The sequence below is a fragment of the Streptomyces sp. NPDC007157 genome (genome assembly GCF_040634235.1).
Lineage (GTDB): Bacteria > Actinomycetota > Actinomycetes > Streptomycetales > Streptomycetaceae > Streptomyces.
This window is the reverse complement of the sequence record NZ_JBEYFE010000003.1, coordinates 108,187-128,374: the sequence shown is the minus strand read 5'-3', so window position 1 is coordinate 128,374 and position 20,188 is coordinate 108,187. Positions and strand designations below refer to the sequence as shown.

The window sequence follows — 20,188 nt, the reverse complement described above, 5'->3', positions numbered from 1 at the left end:
ATCGAGAGGAGCCCAACATGTCGACACCGCGGATGTCGGTGCAGCTCTACTCCGTCCGCCACGCTCTGGAAGCCGACGAGGACGCGGCCCTGGGCCGCCTCGCCGCTCTGGGACTGAGCAAGGTCGAGGCCTTCGGCTTCGTGCACCGCGCCGGCGAACTGGCCGACGCGCTCGCCCGGCACGGCCTGTCCGCGCCGACCGGACACGCCGGTTTCCTCTCCCCGGAACGGGCCACGGCCGACGGGGCACCCGCGCCCACCCTCGACGAGACCTTCCGGGCCGCCCGGCGACTGGGCGTGGAGATCCTCTTCGACCCGTTCGTCCCCGCCGCCCGCTGGGCCGACGAGACGGAGATCGCCCGTACCGCCGGGCTCCTGAACGAGGCCGCGAAACGGGCCGCCGACCACGGGCTGCGCGTCGGATACCACAACCACTCGCAGGAGTTCGTCCACACCGTCGCCGGCGTCAACGCCTTCGACCGCTTCGCCGACCTGCTCGCTCCCGAAGTCGCCCTGGAAATAGACCTGTTCTGGGCCTCGGCCGGCGGCTACGACGTCGTGTCGCTGCTGAACCGCCTGGGTTCCCGGGTGCGCGCCCTGCATGTGAAGGACGGCCCCGTCATCGACGACCCGTTCACCTCCGGCGCCCCCTTCGACGCCGCCGACACCCGCCAGGTACCCGCGGGCCGGGGGGAGATACCGCTCGACGCCTCGCTGGCGGCGGCCCCGGACGCCGAGTACGCCGTCATCGAGTTCGACCACTACGACGGTGACATCTTCGAGGGCATCGCGGCGGGCGTCGCCTACCTCAACGGGAAGGGCATCGCCTGATGGCGGCAGAGCACCCGGTCGGCGTCGGCCTCGTCGGCGCCGGCAACATCAGCGACCAGTACCTGACCAACCTCACCCGCTTCCCCGACCTGCACGTGGCCGTCGTGGGCGACCTCGACACCGTGCGCGCCGAGACCCAGGCCCGCAAGTACGGCGTCGAGGAGTGGGGCACCGCCGCGGACGTCCTCGCCCACCCGGACGTCGACATCGTCGTCAACCTGACCGTCCCCGCCGTCCACGCCGAGGTCAGCTCGGCGATCCTCGCCGCGGGCAAGCACGTCTGGTCCGAGAAGCCCATCGCCGTCGACCGGGACGACGCCCGCGCCCTGCTCGACCTGGCGGCCGCGGCCGGGCTGCGGGTCGGAGTCGCCCCCGACACCGTGCTCGGCCCCGGACTGCAGACCGCACTGCGGGCCGTCGCCCGCGGGGACATCGGCACCCCGCTGTCCGCGCAGACCGTCATGCAGTACGCGGGACCCGACCTCTGGCACCCCGACCCCGAGTTCCTGTTCGCCAGGGGCGCCGGTCCGCTCTTCGACATGGGGCCCTACTACCTCACCGCCCTGGTCTGCCTGTTCGGCTCGGTCAGCCGGGTCGCCGCGGTCGGTTCCACCGCCCGGACGGTGCGCACGGTCAGGAGCGGCCGGCGGGCGGGCACCGAGTTCGCCGTCGCCGTACCCACCCATGTCTCCGCGCTCACCCAGTTCGAGAACGGCGGGGTCGGCCAGAGCGTGTTCAGCTTCGACTCCCCGCTCACCCGCACCGGGTTCGTCGAGATCACCGGCACCGAGGGCACGCTGGTGCTGCCCGACCCCAACACCTTCGCGGGAGAGGTGCGGATCACCCGGGTCCAGCAACGCGGCCAGGATCCCGTATGGGAGACGGTCCCGCCGGTCGGCATCGAGGCCGGCCGCGGACTGGGCGTCCTGGACATGGCCCGGGCCATCCGCGGCGGACGCCCGCACATCGCCTCCGGAGACCTCGGCTACCACGTCCTGGACACCATGGTCTGTGTCGACGAGTCCGTCACCTCCGGCCAGACCGTCCAAGTCGCCAGTACCGCGGGCGAGATACCGCTCGTCCCCGAGGACCGGGACCCCTACGGAGCAACCCTGTGAGCCGCCCGCTGCGCGCCGGATTCATCGGCGGCGGCTTCATGGCGGCCGTGCACACCCGCGCGAGCCGGGCCGCCCGCGGCCGGCCGACCGCCCTCGCGAGCTCCACCCCCGAACGCGGCAAGCGGGCCGCCGAGGCCCTCGGCGTCGAACGGTCCGAACCGGACGCCCGCGGCCTCACCACGGCCGGCGACCTCGACGTCGTCCATGTGTGCAGCCCGAACCGCCTGCACACCGAACACACCCTGGCGGCGCTGGCCGCGGGCGCGCACGTCATCTGCGAGAAGCCGCTGGCCACCACCGCGGCGGACGCCGAACTGCTGGTCCGGGCCGCCCGGGAGGCCGGCCGGGTGGCGGCGGTCCCCTTCGTCTACCGCTACCACCCGATGGCCCGGCAGGCCCGCGCCCTGGTGGCGGACGGACAACTCGGCACCGTCCTCACCCTGGACGCCGGCTACCTCCAGGACTGGCTCCTCGACCCCGGCGACACCAACTGGCGCGCCGAACCGGAAGCGGGCGGCGCCTCCCGGGCCTTCGCCGACATCGGCTCCCACCTGTGCGACCTCGTCGAGTTCGTCTCCGGACAGCGCATCCACCGCCTGGCGGCGCGCACCCGGACGGTCTTCGCCGAGCGCGGCGGCGCCCACGTCAGCAACGAGGACACGGCCGCCCTCCTCGTCGAACTCGGCAACGGGGCACTGGGCACCCTGCTCGTCAGCCAGCTCGCCCCCGGCCGCAAGAACAGCCTCACCCTCGAACTCCACGGCACCCGGCAGAGCGTGCGCTTCGAACAGGAACGCCCCGAAGAACTGTGGATCGGCAGACGTGACGGATCGCAGCTGCTGCTGCGCGACTCCGGGACCGCCGCCCCCGACTCGGCCCGCCTGTCGGTGCTGCCGCCCGGCCACGCCCTCGGGTACCAGGACGCCTTCACGGCGTTCGTCACCGACGTCTACGACGCCGTACGGGGAAAGCACCCCGAGGGGATGCCGACGTTCGACGACGGACTGCGCGCCGCCCGGCTCACCGAGGCCGTCCTGGCCTCCGCCGCCGGACGCGGCACCTGGATCGAGACCGCACCCGAGACGATCGAGACCGCACCCGAGACGATCTCGACCGCACCCGAGACGGAGGACCGCACATGACCGCAGCCACCCACCCCGTCACCCTGTTCACCGGACAGTGGGCCGACCTCCCCTTCGAGGAGGTGGCCCGCCTCGCCGCGCAGTGGGGCTACGACGGCCTGGAGATCGCCGCGTCGGGCGACCACCTCGACCTGAAGCGCGCCGACGAGGACGACGCCTACGCTGCGTCACGCCTGGAGATCCTCGACCGGCACGGCCTCGAGGTCCACGCCATCTCCAACCACCTGGCCGGCCAGGCCGTCTGTGACGCGCCCATCGACTTCCGCCACCAGGCGATCCTGCGCCCGTACGTCTGGGGCGACGGAGAGGCGGAAGGGGTACGGCAGCGCGCCGCCGAGGACATGAAGCGCGCCGCGCGGGTGGCCCGCAAACTGGGTGTGAACACCGTCGTCGGCTTCACCGGCTCCGCCATCTGGCCCTACGTCGCCATGTTCCCGCCGGTACCGGCCACCGTCATCGAGGCCGGCTACGAGGACTTCGCCACCCGCTGGAACCCGATCCTCGACGTGTTCGACGCGGAGGGAGTGCGCTTCGCCCACGAGGTGCACCCCGGCGAGATCGCGTACGACTACTGGACCAGCGTCCGCACCCTGGAGGCCATCGGCCACCGGGAGGCCTTCGGCTTCAACTGGGACCCCAGCCACATGATGTGGCAGAACATCGACCCGGTCGGGTTCATCACCGACTTCAAGGACCGCATCTACCACGTCGACTGCAAGGACACCCGGCTGCGCCCGCGCAACGGCCGGGCCGGCGTCCTCGGCTCCCACCAGCCGTGGGGCGATCCGCGCCGCGGTTGGGACTTCGTCTCCACCGGCCACGGCGACGTCCCCTGGGAGGACGCCTTCCGTGCCCTGGAGTCCATCGGCTACGACGGGCCCATCTCCGTCGAATGGGAGGACGCCGGCATGGACCGCCTGCACGGCGCCGCGGAGGCGGTGACCTTCGTACGCTCGCTGCTGTGGCCTGTGCCGAAGGCGTCCTTCGACGCCGCGTTCAGCAACCAGTAGCCGGGAGGGTGCGGCGTCGGCCGGTGACCCTGGACGCGGGGAGGCGGCCGGCCTTGGAGGTTCCCGTCAGCGTGTCGCCGTCGATGGCCAGGGCGAAGGCCAGGTTCAGCCGCAAGGGCCTGGTGACGGCCTGCTTCCAGGTGAGCCGGCCGTCATCGAGGACGACATCGCTGAGCGGCACCTCCTCACCCGCCCCGCGCGCGGTGCCGACGAGGACGCCGTCCTCGTACCGGAACTCGGCCACGGCCTCGACGGTGCCGATGGGGGTGGAGATGGACAGGTCCCAAGTGCCTTCGGCGGACATGGTGTTGTACTTCCTCACGGTGGGGTGCGGTGCTGGGGCAGAGCGGTGCGTCGGCTCAGAAGCGGGCGGCCTGCGGCCCGGTGTTCCGCCAGACGGTGCCGCGGCGCTCATGGGCGAACAGCTCTTCGACGGCCAGCGCGACCCGCGGGCCGACCTCGCGCTCCAGCAGATACAGGCCCAGATCGAGCCCCGAGGTGACACCGGCGCCGGTGACGAGATCGCCGTCGTCGACCACCCGCGCCCGCACGGCGTGCGCACCGGTGGCATCCAGCAGGTCGAGGCCCAAGTGGTGCGTGGTGGCATGGCGTCCCTCCAGCAGACCTGCCATCGCCAGGACGACCGAGCCGCCGCAGACAGCGGTGAGGGTCACCTCGGGATTCTCCGCCGCGGCCTTGAGCAGGGTGGGCAGACCGGTGCTCAGCGTCCGGCCCAGCAGTTCGGGGACGGTCGGGTCCGCACGCACCTCCGCGGCCCCGGCCGCGTGCTCGGGCACGTCACCGGCGTCCCCGATCCGGCCCGCCGCACCCGGGACCAGCACCAGTCCGGCGCGGTCCGGGTGGAGCACGGCGGTGGCGCGCAGCGCGATCCCCAGGACACCGCTGACCACCTCGCGCGGCCCTTCGGCGGAGACGAGTTCGACGGTCACCGCCCCGTCCGTGGCGGCGCCGCCGGCGGACAGTACTTCGTAGGGGGCGATGACATCGAGCGGATCGAAGCCGTCGAACAGGACGATCTGGGCGTGCATGACGGGCCCTTCCGAGTGCGGAGCACCCGGCCGCCGCCGGGTACGCACCGAACGTAGCCAGCGGCCTCTTCACCTCCCAGTGGCATGGGTGACACCCTTCGACGGAAAACTGCCACGGCCGGGAAGAGGCCCCTGGCTCGCGCCCGCGCTCAGCTCAGACTGAACTTCTGTGCGGTGGAGCCGTTGCAGTCCCAGATCTGCAGGCGGGTGCCGTCGGCGGTGGCGCCGCTGGGGGAGTCGAGGCAGCGTCCGGACTGTGGGTTGAGGAGGGAGCCGTCGGCCTGTTGGACCCATTTCTGGCCGCCGACCCCGTTGCAGTCCCACAGCTCCACCTTGGTGCCGCCCGCCGTGCCGTTGCCCACGACGTCCAGGCAACGCCCCAACGTGGCAAGCGAGTTGTCGGAACCGTGGTACCAGTGCTGGTCGACCGCGTACGACTGGCAGCCCCACAGCTGTACGGCGGCCCCGTCGGCGCCGGTGTCGTCGGCGGCGACGTCCACGCACGCGCCGCCCGGACCCTTGACCGGCCCTCCGCCGTTCACCGAGAACTTCTGTGCGGTGGAGCCGTTGCAGTCCCAGATCTGCAGGCGGGTGCCGTTGGCGGTGGCGCCGCTGGGGGAGTCGAGGCAGCGTCCGGACTGTGGGTTGAGGAGGGAGCCGTCGGCCTGTTGGACCCATTTCTGGCCGCCGACCCCGTTGCAGTCCCACAGCTCCAGCCTGGCCCCGCCGGTCGTGCCGTTGTTCTCGATGTCGAGGCAACGCCCGAGCGTGGACAGCGAACCGTCCGGGTTGTGCGTCCAGTGCTGGTCCTCGGCATACGTCTGGCAGTCCCACAGCTGTACGGCGGCGCCATCGGTACCGGTGTCGTCCGCCGCCACGTCCACGCACTTGCCGCCGGGACCGGTGATCGTCCCCTGCGGACCGTTGGGCACGTCCGTCCGGCCGTTGTAGCCGACGGAGACGATGTTCGCCTGGACGGCGTTCTCGGCGGCGTCGGTGGGATAGCCGGAGACCATGACGCCCTCGAAGAAGGTGCCCCGGTTCCAGTTGCTGTTGTCGCCCCCGATCCCCAGGATGATCCCGCCCTCCTGGTGCATGGGCTGATAGCCGCCCCGGGTGGGCAACGCGCCGTCCCACCAGGTGGTGAGCCCGCCGGACCGGGAGTCACCGCCCTTGAGGGCGTACCGGGTCTGCCCGTTGTTCTTCAGGACGGCGGTCACGAAGGTGCTGCTGTTGCCGAGGTTCGCCGTGTTGGAGCCGTTGTCGCCCTGGAACATGCCGTTCTCCAGGTCGGCCTCCACCCAGGGCCCGTTCCCGGTGCAGGGCGCGAAATAGCAGGTGGTGGCGATCGACACGGCGTCCATGTGCCCGTTGCCGGTGTCGGCCGGGGTGCTCTCCGCGTTGCCGTAGTCGAAGCAGCAGGCGGATCCGACGTGGGTACCGCTGGCCACCATGTAGGCGCCCTCGGGCTGACCGCCGACGGCGACTCCGGAGGCGACGCCGGTGTAGCGGTAGCCGACGCCCGGGGAGATCCAGACGCCGTACACCTTGTGGCCGCCCGCGGTGACGGCGAGCTCCGAGGCGTCGGCGCCCCGGTCGTCGCCCATGCCGGCGGTACCGGCGGGCCCCGGCGTCAGGTCGTTGTGCCGGCCGCTCTGGTCGTAGATCTTCGTGATCCGGCAGCCTCCGCCGGTCGCGCAGAAGGCGTCCTGGGCCGCCGCGTCGGCGTACCCGCCCGGTGTCAGCAGCCCGATGTCGGTGGTCGCGCCGTCCGAGACACGGGTCACCCGGTAGAGCGGGCCGGCGTAGGAGGAGAGCAGCGCGCGGGTGACGCTGTGCGCGGCCACGCACGGGGTGCCGGCCGCGGCGTAGATGTCGCACGGCAGCGAGCCGGCGGCCTGTGAGACGGCCGGAAGCCCGAGCAGCAGCCCCAGAGCGAGCCCGAGGGAGGCCAGCACGGCCATGACGCGCGCCCGCCACGTCCGTGGTCCGGTGCATGGTCTTGGCGAGGTCATGACATTCCAGGGGGACGGGGCACCACGCATGGCAAGTCCCTTCGAGGCCGGAGTGGGGGAGGGCCGCACCGACGGCGCGGCGACACAGCTCTTCGATCGGCTCGGCCCGGAACCTACGCACCCTGTTCGACCGCGTCAACAATTGTTCCCTTTTTGGTTCAGACCAAGTTCGGGAGCGTGGGCTGCTGTCGGGGTGTGGGTGAATCGGACGCCGCCGGTCAGTGGACCCGGCTGAGTCGGGACCAGGCAGCCACGGCGATCGCCACCGCGACGGCGAACACGTCCGCGCACCACCGCGGTGCTCGCACCGGCGGCCGTGCAGGCGCGCGCCGGCCGGGTCCACGGCACCGACCGAACCGTCGGCGGAATGGCCGACGACAGGCCGGACGCGCCGCCACGGGCCGAGCGGATCGCTCGGCCCGTGGCGCGTGTTCCTGTTCTGTGGGGTTCGGTCAGTCGGACGAGGTCAGGCCTTGTGCTGCATGGAACCGCGTGCGGGGTTGCCCTGTTCGGCGGCCTTGGGGTCCTTCTCGTCGGCCTTGGCCCGTACGCCGTCGGCGATGCGCTTGCCGATCGTCTCGTCGATGTTCGACCAGTACGTGAAGGCACGCTGCAGCACGGGTTCGGTGACGCCGTCGAGGAGGTGCCCGACGACGTTGTCGACCAGACGGTCGCGGGCGGCGTCGTCCAGTACCTCCCGCACCATCGTGCCGGGCTGCCCCCAGTCGTCGTCCTCGGGGTGGGACACGTAGGCGGCGCGGGTGATCCTGCCGTCGGCCTCCCAGGTCGGCGGTGGGCCGAACCGGGCCGGGTCCGCCGCCGGACCGCCCTTGGAGTTCGGGGCGTACACCGGATCGGACGTCTTCCGGTAGGCCATCGCCCCGTCCTTGGAGTACGTGTGGACGTCGACGACGGGAGCGTTCACCGGGAGCTGCTGGTAGTTGGCGCCGATCCGGTGCCGGTGGGCGTCCGCGTAGGAGAACAGCCGCGCCAGCAGCATGCGGTCCGGGCTGGGCCCGATGCCGGGGACGAAGTTGTTGGGCTGGAAGGCCGCCTGCTCGATCTCGGCGTGGTTGTCGGTCGGGTTGCGGTCCAGGGTCATCCGGCCGACCGGGACCAGCGGATAGTCGCTGTGCGGCCACACCTTGGTGAGGTCGAACGGGTTGAAGCGGTAGCCCGCGGCCTCCGCGTACGGCATGAGCTGCACGTAGAGGGTCCAGCTCGGGAATTCGCCGTCACGGATGTGCTCGAAGAGGTCGCGCATGTGGTAGTCCGTGTCGACGGCTGCCATCTGGTCGGCCTCGTGCTGGGTGAAGAACTCGATCCCCTGGTCGGTCTTGAAGTGGTACTTCACCCAGAACCGTTCGCCCTTGGCGTTGATCCACATGTAGGTGTGGGAGGTGTAGCCGTTCATGTGGCGCCAGGTCCGCGGGATGCCCCGGTCACCCATCAGCCAGGTGACCTGGTGGGCGGATTCCGGGGAGAGCGTCCAGAAGTCCCACTGCATGTCGTGGTCGCGCAGGTTGCTGTCGGCGCGGCGCTTCTGGGACCGGATGAAGTGCTGGAACTTCATCGGGTCCTTGATGAAGAACACCGGGGTGTTGTTGCCGACCATGTCGTAGTTGCCCTCGCTGGTGTAGAACTTCACCGCGAAGCCGCGAGGGTCGCGCCAGGTGTCGGGGCTGCCCCGCTCACCGGCGACCGTCGAGAAACGAATGACCAGGTCGGTGCGGGTGCCGGGCTGGAAGACGCCGGCCATGGTGTAGGCGCTGACATCCTCGGTCACCTCGAAGTGACCGAACGCGCCGCTTCCCTTGGCATGCGGCTGGCGCTCGGGAATGCGCTCCCTGTTGAACTGCGCCATCTGCTCGATCAGGTAGGCGTCCTGCAGCAGGACCGGCCCCCCGGGGCCCACGGTCAGCGAGTGCTCGTCACTCTCGACGGGGGCACCGGAGTCGGTGGTGGTGAGGGGTGGTTTCTGCGTCATGAGTCTGCCTTTCTCCACACGGAGCAGCCGGTCCTCCCGCTGTCCCAGGACCGGCGGGTGCACCTGTGGCCACGCCCCGGGGGGTGCCGTACGGATGTGCTCGCGTCTTTGGCTTCCGGAGTCTTCGGGCTCCTACTGTCTGCGGGTGACCCTGCGGGTCCCGGGCAAACCCGTGCGCCCGGTTCCCGAGGAGCCGGGTCGACGCGGCAGGGCCGGGCTGTCCGGCATCCAGCCTGGTCCCACCGGGCCGGTGCCGCCACTCGGGAACGCGGCCCGGCGCCGAGCAGCCCGGCCGCCTCACGGATCTCACGGGCCGCACGGCGAGTGGCTCACGACGTCCGCTCGGCTCCGGTGAACATGGCGATCAGGCCGTGGGGCGAGTCGTCGCCGAACATGAGCTCGTGGAGCTGGACGGCTTCGATGGCCTCCTCGGCGCTGCGGGCGAACATGGCCTGCTCGTACGCCGTGAGCGCGGCCTCGGTGTCGTCGGGGTGCGAGGCCAGGGCCTTGCCGAGTTCGGCGCCGTCGTACATGGCCAGGTTGGCGCCCTCGCCGCTCGGGACCATGAGGTGGGCGGCGTCGCCGAGCAGCGTCACCCCCGGCACTCGGTCCCACCGGTGCTCGACGGGCAGGGTGTGGAGGGGGCGCAGGACCGGCGCGGTCTCGCCGTCGGTGATCAACGCGGTGAGCTCCGGTGCCCAGCCGTCGAACTCCGCCGCGATCCGCGCGGCCGCCGCGCCGGTGTCGGTGAAGTCGACACCAGCGAACCAGTCCAGCGTCCTGCGGAGTGCCACATAGGTGTGCAGGGTCCCGCCGCTCTCCCGGTGGGCCTGGATCCCCTTCCCCGGCGCCAGCGCGAACATCGCCCCGCCGCCGACCGCCTTCGCGGTGGCCGGGTGCCGGGTGTCGGCGTCGAAGAGGTAGGTCTCGACGAACGACGTGCCGACGTACTCGGGCACCGCGTCGGACAGCAGCGGCCGGACCCGTGACCACGCGCCGTCCGCGCCGACCAGCAGGCTCGTGGTGACGGAGCCGCCGTCGGCGAAGGTCACCTCGTGGCGGCCGTCGCCGAGGGCACGGACACCGCTGACCTTGTGGCCCCACCGGACGGTGTCGGCCGGGAGCGAGTCGAGCAGGATCCTCCGCAGCTCGCCGCGGAGCACCTCGGGGCGGCCCCCGGTGCCGTCGTCGGGTTCGTCGTGCAGAACCGCACCGTCCGGGGCGAGGGCCCGGGCCGCCTGGCGGCCCTCCAGGACGAGAGCGCGGAACTCCTCGATCAGGCCGGCCGCCTCAAGGGCCGGCCGGCCGTTGTTCTCATGGATGTCGAGCATCCCGCCCTGCGCCCGCGCCGTCGCGGAGTGCTCCGCTTCGTAGACCGTGGCCGGGATTCCGTGCACGTGCAGGACGCGGGCGAGTGTGAGGCCGCCGAGTCCAGCGCCGATGATCGTGACGTGAGTGCGCATGGTGGCTCTCCCCCATATCTCTGGTACGGCGTTCCAGAATGGAACAGTGCTCCATGTTGGAACGGTGCTCCAGATGTGTCAACATGGCGGCATGGCAACGCGGACGCGCCGGTCACAGCGGCGCACAGAGGCGCTCTCGCGGGAACGCATCGTCGAGGCCGCCGTCGAACTGCTCGACGCGGCCGGTGAGAGCGGACTGACGTTCCGGGCGCTCACGGAGCGCCTCGCCACCGGCCCCGGGGCGGTCTACTGGCACGTGGCGAACAAGGACGAGCTGCTCGGCGCCGCCACCGAGGGCGTCGTCGCGGCAGCCTTGGCCGCCGATGCCGCCGATGCCGCCGATCCCCCCGGTCTCATCGATACCGCCGATCCCGCGGGCTCACCGCAGGACGGGATCCGCGCCGTCGCGCTCGGCCTGTCCGGTGCGATCGAGGAACACCCCTGGCTGGCCACCCAGCTCGCCGTGCAGCTCTCCCGCAACCCCTGGGGGACGGTGACTGCGCGGATCTTCGAGAGCATCGGCCGACAGGTCCGCGCGCTCGGCGTGCCCGAGAGCAGCTGGTTCACGGCGACCTCCGCGCTGTTGCACTACATCCTCGGCGCCGCGGGCCAGAACGCCGTGAACGCCGGTGTCCCCGGCCCCGACACGGACCGAGCGGAGTTTCTCGGCGCCGTCTCGACGGCGTGGAAGGAGCTCGACCCCGACGACTACCCGTTCACCCGGGCCGTCGCGGACCAGATGCGCGAGCACGACGACCGCGAGCAGTTCCTCGCCGGGATCGACTTCGTCCTCACCGGCATCACCACCCTCCACCCGCCCGGCGGACACCCGGGCACCCCACCCGGCCGGCGCGAAACCGGCTCGCACTGAGCACACCGCCCCCCCGACTCCCCACGACAGAAGGGGCCGGACCACACAAGGGGCCGGACACGGACTCGACAGCCCGTGTCCGGCCCCGCCTCGCATCGCTCAGCCTGCGTGCACGGTCCCCGCGTAACGCTGGGCGAACCGGGTCCCGGTGCCCGCGGTGACGGTGATGTCGTACCGGCCCTCGTCGGTGTGCCAGGTCAGCCGGGAGTGGCCGCCCGCCTTGACCCACACGGTCTGTTCCCGGCCGGCGAAGTCGTTCGGGGTGACGGTGAAGGCCGCCTCGGTGCCGCCGTCGTTGCGCAGCTCCAGCTCGATCCTGGCGTCCTGGGGACGTGCGGTGTGCGTCAGCGCCGCTTTCACGGACGGCGCCGCCACATCGTGCTGGCCGTCGCGCACCACCGTCCCGGCGAAGCGGCGGACGAACCCGTCGGCGCCGTGCACCGAGAAGTCGTAGCGGCCGTCGGTCGTGGCGGCGTCCCACACGTAGGTGCGGGAGGAGCGCGGCGGGACCGTGAACGGTACGCCGGTGAAGGGCAGTTCGATGTTCGGCAGCACGGTGAAGTGGTAGCCGACGGCGCCGTCGTTGGTGAGGGTGCAGGTGACCTTGCCGGTGGTGCGGTCGACGGTGACATCGGCCCACGGGCGGTACGGCAGCGGGCGGTGCGGGCGCTGTCCCGGTTCCTGCGCGGGCATGGACTGCTGGTCGGGTATCTTCACCGTCGGCAGCGCGTTGCCCGCGTCGGCCTTCGCCATCAGCGCGACCGTGTCCGGCAGCTTCGGGATGCTGTAGTCGGGCCGGGTGAAGTCGAAGCAGCTGGTGAGGTCACCGCAGACGGTGCGCCGCCAGTCGGAGATGTTGGGCTCCCGCACCCCGGTGACCCGCTCCAGGAACCGCAGCACCGACGTGTGGTCGAAGACCTGCGAGTTGACCCAGCCGCCGCGCGACCACGGCGAGACCGCCCACAGCGGCACCCGGCTGCCCAGCCCGATCGGCTTGCCGTTCGCGAACTCGTCCTTGGTGCCCGGCTCGGGCGACGGCGGGATGACGTGGTCGAAGTACCCGTCGTTCTCGTCGTACATGAGCAGGAAGACGGTGTGCTTCCACACCTCGGGGTTGGCGAACAGCGACTGCAGCGCGGTGTTCACCCAGTGGGCGCCGTAGTCGGGGCTGGCCGCCGGGTGCTCGCAGAACAGGTACGGCGCCACCAGCCACGAGACGGTGGGCAGGGTGCCGTCCTTGCAGTGCTGGTCGAACGCCGTGAGGTCGAACTTCGTCATGGCGTTGACGTACCGCGGGTCGTCCTTGGGGAACTCGTGGAACTGTCGGAAGTACGACAGGGCGTTGTCGTCGTAGTCGCCGTACCGGTCGTCGGTGCCGTCGGGGTTGTGGTAGACGCGCCAGCTGACGCCCGCCTGCTCCAGGCGTTCGGCGTAGGTCGTCCAGTCCGCCACCGGGTTGCCGGTGACCGGGGTGTTGTCGGTCCACGGGCCCGTGGTGCCGTCGGTGCCGGGGCCCGCGGTGCCGGTCCACAGGTAGAGGCGGTTGGGGTCGGTGGGGCCGTTGAGCGAGCAGTGGTAACCGTCGCAGAGGGTGAAGGCGTCGGCCAGCGCGTACTGGTAGGGGATGTCGTCGCGGGTGAAGTAGCCCATGGTCCGCTCGCCCTTGGCGGACACCCACTTGTCCATGGCGCCGCCGTCGACGGCGGTGTGCCCGGTGTCCCAGTCGTGCGGGAGGCCGCCGGCGTTCTGCGCGTTGTACTTGGTGGTGTCCATGCGGAAGGGCAGCAGATAGCCCTCCTTACGGCCGCTGTCGGGCTGGCGGAACACCGGGTCGCCGTTGGGCAGGACGCCGGCCTGCCGGTCGCCGAAGCCCCGGACGCCGTTCAGGGTGCCGAAGTAGTGGTCGAAGCTGCGGTTCTCCTGCATCAGGATCACCACGTGTCTGACGTCGGCGATGCTGCCGTACGTGTCGCGCCCCGCCGCCTCCGCGCTGCCGGGAAGCCCGGCGGTGGCGGCGACGGCGGCCGTGGCGGCGGTGGTGCCGATGAAGGTGCGGCGGCTGATCTCGGTCATGGGATGAAGTCCTTCGGGTCGCTCGGGTCAGCCGCGGCGGGACAGGGAGAACGTGACGACGGCGGCCGCGTGGTCGGAGGGCCAGCCGTTGGCGGCCGTGTCCGGCACCGGCCGCGGCCAGCCGGTGAACAGGCTGTGGGCCTCCAGCACCCGCAGCCGTCCCGCGTACTGGATCTGGTCGATCCGGTCCTGCGGTTCCGCACCGCCGCCCTCGTGCTGGGGCCTGACGGGGGACCAGGTGGTGCCGGGGGCCTTCGCCGGGTTCGGGTGGACCTCGCGGAAGGCGTCGACGAGACCGGCCTGCTCCAGGACTTCGGTGACCGGCCAGCGCACCCGGCCGGCACCTTGGTGGGCGGACGAGGTCCGGTCCGTCCAGTCGTGGTGCGAGGGCGAGGCGAGACCGGCCGCCAGGACGACGGGGGTGCGGGACGCCAGATCCGGTCGCATCGCGGCCACCAGCGCCCTGGCCTGCGCGTAGCGAACCGTCTCCTTCTCCGCCGCCTCGACCTGCGCGGCGGTCCGGCCCGCGGGCACCGTGTAGGGGCCGTAGTCCGCCTCGTCCAGCTGGGCCGCCCACACCCGCACCGCGCGGTCGCCGGGCAGGCGCAGCGTCACCGCGGCGGCCGGCAGCGCGGCGGTCGGGGCGACGACATCGGTGAGCGGATAACGGCTGATGATGCCGAGGCCACCGGCCTGCTGCGCGTGCCAGCCGAGCGCCGCGGCGAGGTCGGTAGCCCCCTCGGCACCGCATTCCTGGAGCGCTACGACGTCCAGGCCCTGGGTGAGCACCAGCCGCGACTGCTTCTCCAGGAACCCGTCGACGTGGCTGCCGCCGTCCCAGAGGTTCAGCGTGGCGACCTTGAGCCGGAGCCGGTCCCGGGAGCCGCGTACCGGTACCTGGACGGTCACGGTGTCGCTGCCCACGGCGCTGTCGGTGACGGAGACCACCACGCGGCCGGGCGTGCGCTGCCCGAGAGAAGGGGCCTTGCCACTGACGGTGCCGTCCGCCGCCACCGACAGCCAGGCGTCGCCGGACACCCGCCGGAAGGACGCGCTGCCCGGGGCATTGCCCTCAGGTCTGATCCACAGGCCGCCCAGGGATACCGAGAAGGACGTGCCCGCGGTCTGCGCGGCGGTGGTCACGGCGTCCACGACCGCGTGCGGACGGGGGACCACGGGACGGACCGCGAAGGTGAACGGCGCCGTCTGGGCGAGGATGCCGTAACCGTCCTTGGCCAACAGATAGGCCGTGTATGTCCCGGCGCCGAGCCCGGAGGTGTCGAGCGTGATGTCGCCGGCGGTGCCGGGGGTGTACTCCCAGCTGAGGGAAGAGCCGTGACCGGGCTGCCGGTCACCGTCGTAGACGCCGATCCAGTTCTTCGGGTCGGGCGCGGCGGTCGTCCAGTGGAAGGAGACCTTGTCGCCCTCGTGCGGATGGGGTGTCGTCAGCTCGATCGAGTCGCCGGTGGCCGTCCCCGAGCCGATGCTGCTGCCGGCCGCGGCGACCTGTGAGAGGGATTGCACGGTGTTGGGTCCTCTCCGCCCCGGACGCCGTCGCGACGACGCCCGGGTGAGCAAAGTTGTCTATATAACTTCGCCCCACAGCAAGCCGGTCCGCGGCGACGGACACGTGAACGAAGGGTGGCCGCCGGCCGGGGAACAGACGGCACTCTGAGACTTCCCGGTGCACGACGGGTGGCCAAGGGCACGTCGGAATACGACCGTTGACCTGCGAGGTCGACAACTTGCCGGGTTTCTCGGCGAGCAGGGCGGGCGGTGGCGCCACTTCGTCCGGGCGGCCACCCGAGCAGCCCGCGTGGCCGACCGTCCCGCAGTCGACCCGGACTGCGCTCTGTGCACAGTCCGAGAGAGCCGTCGCTGATCCGCGCTCCAGCCGGCGAGGACCAGCCGCTTGGTGCTCCGACGGGAGACGTGCACGTCGCAGTTGTAGGCGCGCGTCGCGCGATCGTGCAAATTCTTGCGCTACTTGCGTTCGCTTGCGGTCCGGTGACGCAAGCGCACAGCGCACACGCGAGTGGCGGACCGGGGTGTCCGGTCGCGTGAAGTGCACCTGGAAGCTTGCTCTTTGGCTGCCTTCAGGGTGCCTGGACCGCCGAGTCATGAGCGTTTCTGGTGAAACTTGTGCCGTCCTGCCTGTGGACCGGCTCACAGCTCTCTGCAATATTTCGATGAAACAACGCAATATTCTGCGCACAGTGCCATCGTGTCATCGCTCCACAGAGAGACCGCAGAGACCCGTTCGGCCCCGCACCTTTCTGCACCACTCCGCCAGGAACGAGCCGCCCTCGCCCGCCCCTCCGGCGTGCGAGCCTCCGCAGAAAGCGACCCCGCATGACTCGACACAAGCCGAGATCCTGGAGACGGCGCGCAGCGACCGCTGTGCTCGCCTCCGCCGTGATGGTTCTGGGCCTGCCCGCCGTCGGCGCGCACGCGGCCGGCGGGCCCAACGCCGCCGCGGACGCCAGGACCAAGGCGGGCAGCGCCCGCGCCGCACACGCGGCCGCCAACGTCACCGACGGCGACACCGATACCTACTGGCAGGCCGGAAAGAAGTCCGCCCAGTGGGTCCAGACCGACCTCGGACGGACCGAGCGGGTCCGCCAGGTCGTGCTGCGGCTGCCCGAGCAGTGGCAGACCCGCAAGCAGACGCTGGCACTTCAGGGCAGCGCCGACGGCAAGAGCTTCGCCACGCTCAAGTCGTCGGCGCAGTACGTCTTCAGCCCCGGCGACGGCAACACGGTGAAGGTCTCCTTCCCGGCCACCCTCGCCCGGTACGTACGGGCCGACTTCAGCGCCAACTCGGTCGCCGGCACCGCGCAGCTCGCCGAGATGCAGGTCCTCACGGCCGCCGCCTCGACCCCCAACCTCGCCCAGGGCAAGCCCTTCAGCGAGAGCGGCCACGCCGACGTCTACGGCGCGGCCAACGCCGGAGACGGCAACCGCAACACCTACTGGGAGAGCACGAACAACGCCTTCCCGCAGTGGCTCCAGGTCGACCTCGGCTCGTCGGTCAAGGTCAACCAGGTGACGCTGCGGCTGCCCAGCGGCTGGCCGAGCCGCAGCCAGACGCTCAAGATCCAGGGCTCGACCGACAACCAGAACTTCACGGACCTGACGGCGTCGAAGGCGTACACCTTCGACAGCTCGAACGACCAGTCGGCGACCATCACGTTCGACGCGACCACCACGCGGTACGTGCGCGCGCTGTTCACCGCCAACAGCGGCTGGCCCGCCGGGCAGGCGTCCGAGCTGGAGGTGTACGGACCGGCCACCGGCGACACCCAGGCGCCCACCGCGCCGTCCAACCTGAGCTACACCGAGCCCGCCACCGGTCAGATCAAGCTGACCTGGAGCGCGGCCACCGACGACACGGCCGTCACCGGCTACGACGTCTACGCCAACGGCCAGTTGCGGGCGAGCGTCGCCGGGAACGTCCTGACCTACACCGACACCCAGCCGGCCGGCAGCGACATCACCTACTTCGTGCGGGCCAAGGACGCGGCGGGCAACGTCTCCGCCAACAGCAACAGCGTCACCCGCAAGGGAGCGAGCGGCGACACCCAGGCCCCCACGGCGCCCGGCAGCCTCGCCTACACCCAGTCCGGCAGCGACGTGAAGCTCACCTGGCAGGCGTCGAGCGACAACGTCCAGGTCACCGGCTACGACGTCTACGCCAACGACCAGCTCGTCAAGTCCGTGGCGGGTGACGTCACGACGTACACCGACACCCCGTCGGCGACGGCCACGGTCACCTACTACGTGAAGGCGAAGGACGCGGCCGGGAACGTGTCGGTGGCGAGCAACAGCGTCACCCGGCCCGGATCCGGCGCCGGTTCCGACCTCGCCCAGGGCAAGCCCATCGAGGCCTCCTCGTACACCTTCACCTACGTCGCCGCCAACGCCAACGACGGCCAGATCGGCACCTACTGGGAGAGCGCGGGCGGTGCCTACCCGGCCACCCTCACCACCAAGCTGGGGGCCAACGCCGACCTCGGCCAGGTCGTCGTCAAGCTCAACCCGGACCCCGCATGGTCCACCCGCACCCAGAACATCCAGGTGCTCGGCCGCGACCAGGACGCCACGGCGTTCACCAGCCTCGCCGCGGCGAAGGACTACACGTTCAACCCGTCCACCGGCAACACGGTGACCATCCCGGTCTCCGGCGCCGCCGCCGACATCCAGCTCAAGTTCGCGTCCAACACCGGTGCCCCGGGCGCGCAGGTCGCCGAGGTGCAGGTGATCGGCACCCCGGCCGCCAACCCGGACCTCAAGGTCACCGGCATCACCAACTCGCCGGCCGCCCCGGTCGAGTCGGACGCCATCAGCCTGACGGCGACCGTCACCAACAGCGGCAGCAAGGCGTCCAAGGCCACCGACCTGAACTTCACGCTCGGCGGCACCAAGGCCGCCACGGCGGACGTCCCGGCCCTCGCGGCCGGCGGGTCGACGACGGTCACCGCGAGCATCGGCAGCCGGGACGCGGGCAGTTATCCGGTCGGCGCCGAGGTGGACCCGTCGAACAAGGTCATCGAGCAGAATGAGGCGAACAACGTCTTCACTCGCTCCGACGCCCTGGTCGTCAAGCCGGTCTCCAGTTCCGACCTGGTCGCCGCGCCGGTCGCCTGGACGCCGTCCAGCGCCTCGGCGGGTGACGCGGTCGCCTTCACCGTCGCCATCAAGAACCAGGGCACGGTGGCCTCGGCAGCCGGCGCCCACGGCGTCACCCTGACGGTCCAGGACGCCAACGGCGCCACGGTCAAGACGCTCAGCGGCTCCTACACCGGCACGATCGCCTCCGGCCAGACGACCGCACCGATCGCCCTCGGCTCGTGGACGGCCGTCAACGGCAAGTACACCGTCAAGACGGTCATCGCCGACGACACCAACGAACTGCCGGTCAAGCGCACCAACAACACCACCACGCAGCCCCTGTTCGTCGGCCGCGGCGCGGACATGCCCTACGACATGTACGAGGCCGAGGACGGCACGGTCGGCGGCGGCGCCACGGTCGTCGGTCCGAACCGGACCATCGGCGACATCGCCGGCGAGGCGAGCGGCCGCAAGGCGGTGACGCTCAACAGCACCGGCCAGTACGTCGAGTGGACCACCCGTGCGGCGACCAACACCCTGGTCACCCGCTTCTCCATCCCGGACGGCACCGACACCACCCTGAACGTCTACGTCGACGGCCAGTTCCTCAAGGCGATCGACCTCACCTCGAAGTACGCCTGGCTCTACGGCAACGAGACCTCGCCCGGCAACTCGCCCGGCTCCGGTGCCCAGCGCCACATCTACGACGAGGCCAACCTGCTGCTCGGCAAGACCGTGCCGGCCGGCTCCAAGATCCGCCTCCAGAAGGACGCGGCCAACACCTCCACCTACGCCATCGACTTCATCAACCTCGAACAGGCGACGGAGATCCCGAACCCGGACCCGGCCGCCTACACCGTCCCGGCCGGCTTCACGCAGCAGGACGTCCAGAACGCCCTCGACAAGGTCCGCATGGACACCACCGGCAAGCTCGTCGGCGTCTACCTGCCCACCGGCGACTACGAGACCTCCAGCAAGTTCCAGGTCTACGGCAAGGCCGTCAAGGTCGTCGGAGCCGGGCCGTGGTTCACCCGCTTCCACGCCCCCTCCTCGCAGGAGAACACCGACGTGGGCTTCCGCGCCGAGGCCAGCGCCAACGGTTCGACCTTCTCCGGCTTCGCCTACTTCGGCAACTACACGTCCCGGATCGACGGCCCGGGCAAGGTGTTCGACTTCTCCAACGTCTCGAACATCACCATCGACAACATCTGGGCCGAGCACATGGTGTGCCTCTACTGGGGCGCCAACACCGACAACATGACCATCGAGAACTCCCGCATCCGGGACACGTTCGCCGACGGCATCAACATGACCAACGGCTCCACGGACAACCACGTGGTCAACAACGACGCCCGCGCCACGGGCGACGACAGCTTCGCGCTCTTCTCGGCCATCGACGCCGGCGGCGCCGACGAGAAGAACAACCTCTACGAGAACCTGACGTCCACCCTCACCTGGCGGGCGGCGGGCATCGCGGTCTACGGCGGCTACGACAACACCTTCCGCAACATCCGGGTCGCCGACACCCTCGTCTACTCCGGTATCACGATCTCCTCGCTGGACTTCGGCTACCCGATGAACGGCTTCGGCACCGATCCCACGACGATCGAGAACGTCTCCCTGGACAGAACCGGCGGCCACTTCTGGGGCTCCCAGGTCTTCCCCGCCATCTGGGCGTTCTCCGCCTCGAAGGTCTTCCAGGGCATCAGGGTCAACGACATCGACATCGACGACTCCACCTACGGAGGCGTGATGTTCCAGACCAACTACGTCGGCGGCCAGCCGCAGTTCCCGGTGAAGGACACCATCTTCACCGACATCTCCATCACCAACTCCAAGAAGAGCGGCGACGCCTTCGACGCCAAGTCCGGCTTCGGTATCTGGGCCAACGAACTGCCCGAGCCCGGCCAGGGCCCGGCCGTCGGCGAGGCCACCTTCCGCAACCTGCGGATGAGCGGCAACGCCCAGGACATCAAGAACACGACCAGCACCTTCAAGATCAACGTCGAGTAGGTTCCG

Annotated in this window: 13 protein-coding genes; 6 read left to right on the top strand and 7 right to left on the bottom strand. The window is 70.8% G+C overall.

The window, feature by feature from the left end; genetic code table 11:
* The first annotated feature begins 17 nt into the window (after window positions 1-17).
* From ABZ642_RS06140 to ABZ642_RS06125, 4 genes are read left to right on the top strand one after another with little or no spacing between them, the layout of a single operon-like run.
* Complete coding sequence (locus ABZ642_RS06140; RefSeq protein WP_360477891.1) at window positions 18-830, top strand: sugar phosphate isomerase/epimerase; 813 nt, start codon at window positions 18-20, stop codon at window positions 828-830.
* Entirely contained in the window at window positions 830-1,948 is a 1,119-nt protein-coding gene (locus tag ABZ642_RS06135; protein ID WP_360477888.1) for a Gfo/Idh/MocA family oxidoreductase, read from the top strand. The genes ABZ642_RS06140 and ABZ642_RS06135 overlap by 1 nt, the downstream gene beginning before the upstream one ends.
* Window positions 1,945-3,090: a Gfo/Idh/MocA family oxidoreductase gene (locus ABZ642_RS06130; protein WP_360477885.1), complete on the top strand. Its 1,146-nt coding sequence runs from the start codon at window positions 1,945-1,947 to the stop codon at window positions 3,088-3,090. Before ABZ642_RS06135 ends, ABZ642_RS06130 begins: the two co-directional genes overlap by 4 nt.
* The gene (locus ABZ642_RS06125) at window positions 3,087-4,100 is read left to right on the top strand and encodes a sugar phosphate isomerase/epimerase (protein WP_360477882.1); all 1,014 of its coding nucleotides are present in this window, start codon (window positions 3,087-3,089) and stop codon (window positions 4,098-4,100) included. The genes ABZ642_RS06130 and ABZ642_RS06125 overlap by 4 nt, the downstream gene beginning before the upstream one ends.
* Here the strand turns inward: ABZ642_RS06125 and ABZ642_RS06120 are convergent.
* From ABZ642_RS06120 to ABZ642_RS06100, 5 genes are all read right to left on the bottom strand, one after another.
* On the bottom strand, window positions 4,087-4,404 hold the full coding sequence (locus tag ABZ642_RS06120) for a hypothetical protein (protein ID WP_360477879.1): 318 nt from the start codon (window positions 4,402-4,404) through the stop codon (window positions 4,087-4,089). The genes ABZ642_RS06125 and ABZ642_RS06120 overlap by 14 nt on opposite strands.
* A gap of 55 nt (window positions 4,405-4,459) precedes the next feature.
* Window positions 4,460-5,149, bottom strand: coding sequence for a DJ-1/PfpI family protein (locus ABZ642_RS06115; protein ID WP_360477876.1), 690 nt, complete (start codon window positions 5,147-5,149; stop codon window positions 4,460-4,462).
* A 149-nt stretch (window positions 5,150-5,298) separates the two neighbouring features.
* On the bottom strand, window positions 5,299-7,113 hold the full coding sequence (locus ABZ642_RS06110; protein WP_360477873.1) for an arabinofuranosidase catalytic domain-containing protein: 1,815 nt from the start codon (window positions 7,111-7,113) through the stop codon (window positions 5,299-5,301).
* 517 nt (window positions 7,114-7,630) lie between these two features.
* Window positions 7,631-9,151 carry a catalase gene (locus ABZ642_RS06105; protein WP_360477870.1) on the bottom strand — a complete coding sequence of 507 codons (1,521 nt, stop codon included), beginning with the start codon at window positions 9,149-9,151 and terminating at the stop codon, window positions 7,631-7,633.
* A 329-nt stretch (window positions 9,152-9,480) separates the two neighbouring features.
* Window positions 9,481-10,614 carry an NAD(P)/FAD-dependent oxidoreductase gene (locus ABZ642_RS06100; RefSeq protein WP_360477867.1) on the bottom strand — a complete coding sequence of 378 codons (1,134 nt, stop codon included), beginning with the start codon at window positions 10,612-10,614 and terminating at the stop codon, window positions 9,481-9,483.
* A 91-nt stretch (window positions 10,615-10,705) separates the two neighbouring features.
* Between ABZ642_RS06100 and ABZ642_RS06095 the strand changes: the two genes are divergently transcribed.
* The gene (locus tag ABZ642_RS06095) at window positions 10,706-11,485 is read left to right on the top strand and encodes a TetR family transcriptional regulator (RefSeq protein ID WP_360477864.1); all 780 of its coding nucleotides are present in this window, start codon (window positions 10,706-10,708) and stop codon (window positions 11,483-11,485) included.
* Between the two features lie 99 nt (window positions 11,486-11,584).
* Here ABZ642_RS06095 and ABZ642_RS06090 read toward each other — a convergent pair whose 3' ends face one another.
* Both ABZ642_RS06090 and ABZ642_RS06085 read right to left on the bottom strand, forming a co-directional pair.
* Complete coding sequence (locus tag ABZ642_RS06090) at window positions 11,585-13,558, bottom strand: phosphocholine-specific phospholipase C (protein WP_360477861.1); 1,974 nt, start codon at window positions 13,556-13,558, stop codon at window positions 11,585-11,587.
* 27 nt (window positions 13,559-13,585) lie between these two features.
* Complete coding sequence (locus ABZ642_RS06085; protein ID WP_360477858.1) at window positions 13,586-15,082, bottom strand: endonuclease/exonuclease/phosphatase family protein; 1,497 nt, start codon at window positions 15,080-15,082, stop codon at window positions 13,586-13,588.
* Between the two features lie 828 nt (window positions 15,083-15,910).
* On the opposite strand from ABZ642_RS06085, the gene ABZ642_RS06080 reads away from it, so the two are divergent.
* Entirely contained in the window at window positions 15,911-20,182 is a 4,272-nt protein-coding gene (locus ABZ642_RS06080; RefSeq protein WP_360477855.1) for a discoidin domain-containing protein, read from the top strand.
* Window positions 20,183-20,188: the final 6 nt, after the last annotated feature.

Coding starts and splice junctions, on each gene's coding strand:
- ABZ642_RS06135 (WP_360477888.1), top strand. CDS start 830: ATGGCGGCAGAGCACCCGGTCGGCGTCGGCCTCGTCGGCGCCGGCAAC.
- ABZ642_RS06110 (WP_360477873.1), bottom strand. CDS start 7,113: ATGGCCGTGCTGGCCTCCCTCGGGCTCGCTCTGGGGCTGCTGCTCGGG.
- ABZ642_RS06115 (WP_360477876.1), bottom strand. CDS start 5,149: ATGCACGCCCAGATCGTCCTGTTCGACGGCTTCGATCCGCTCGATGTC.
- ABZ642_RS06120 (WP_360477879.1), bottom strand. CDS start 4,404: ATGTCCGCCGAAGGCACTTGGGACCTGTCCATCTCCACCCCCATCGGC.
- ABZ642_RS06090 (WP_360477861.1), bottom strand. CDS start 13,558: ATGACCGAGATCAGCCGCCGCACCTTCATCGGCACCACCGCCGCCACG.
- ABZ642_RS06125 (WP_360477882.1), top strand. CDS start 3,087: ATGACCGCAGCCACCCACCCCGTCACCCTGTTCACCGGACAGTGGGCC.
- ABZ642_RS06095 (WP_360477864.1), top strand. CDS start 10,706: ATGGCAACGCGGACGCGCCGGTCACAGCGGCGCACAGAGGCGCTCTCG.
- ABZ642_RS06100 (WP_360477867.1), bottom strand. CDS start 10,614: ATGCGCACTCACGTCACGATCATCGGCGCTGGACTCGGCGGCCTCACA.
- ABZ642_RS06105 (WP_360477870.1), bottom strand. CDS start 9,151: ATGACGCAGAAACCACCCCTCACCACCACCGACTCCGGTGCCCCCGTC.
- ABZ642_RS06080 (WP_360477855.1), top strand. CDS start 15,911: ATGACTCGACACAAGCCGAGATCCTGGAGACGGCGCGCAGCGACCGCT.
- ABZ642_RS06140 (WP_360477891.1), top strand. CDS start 18: ATGTCGACACCGCGGATGTCGGTGCAGCTCTACTCCGTCCGCCACGCT.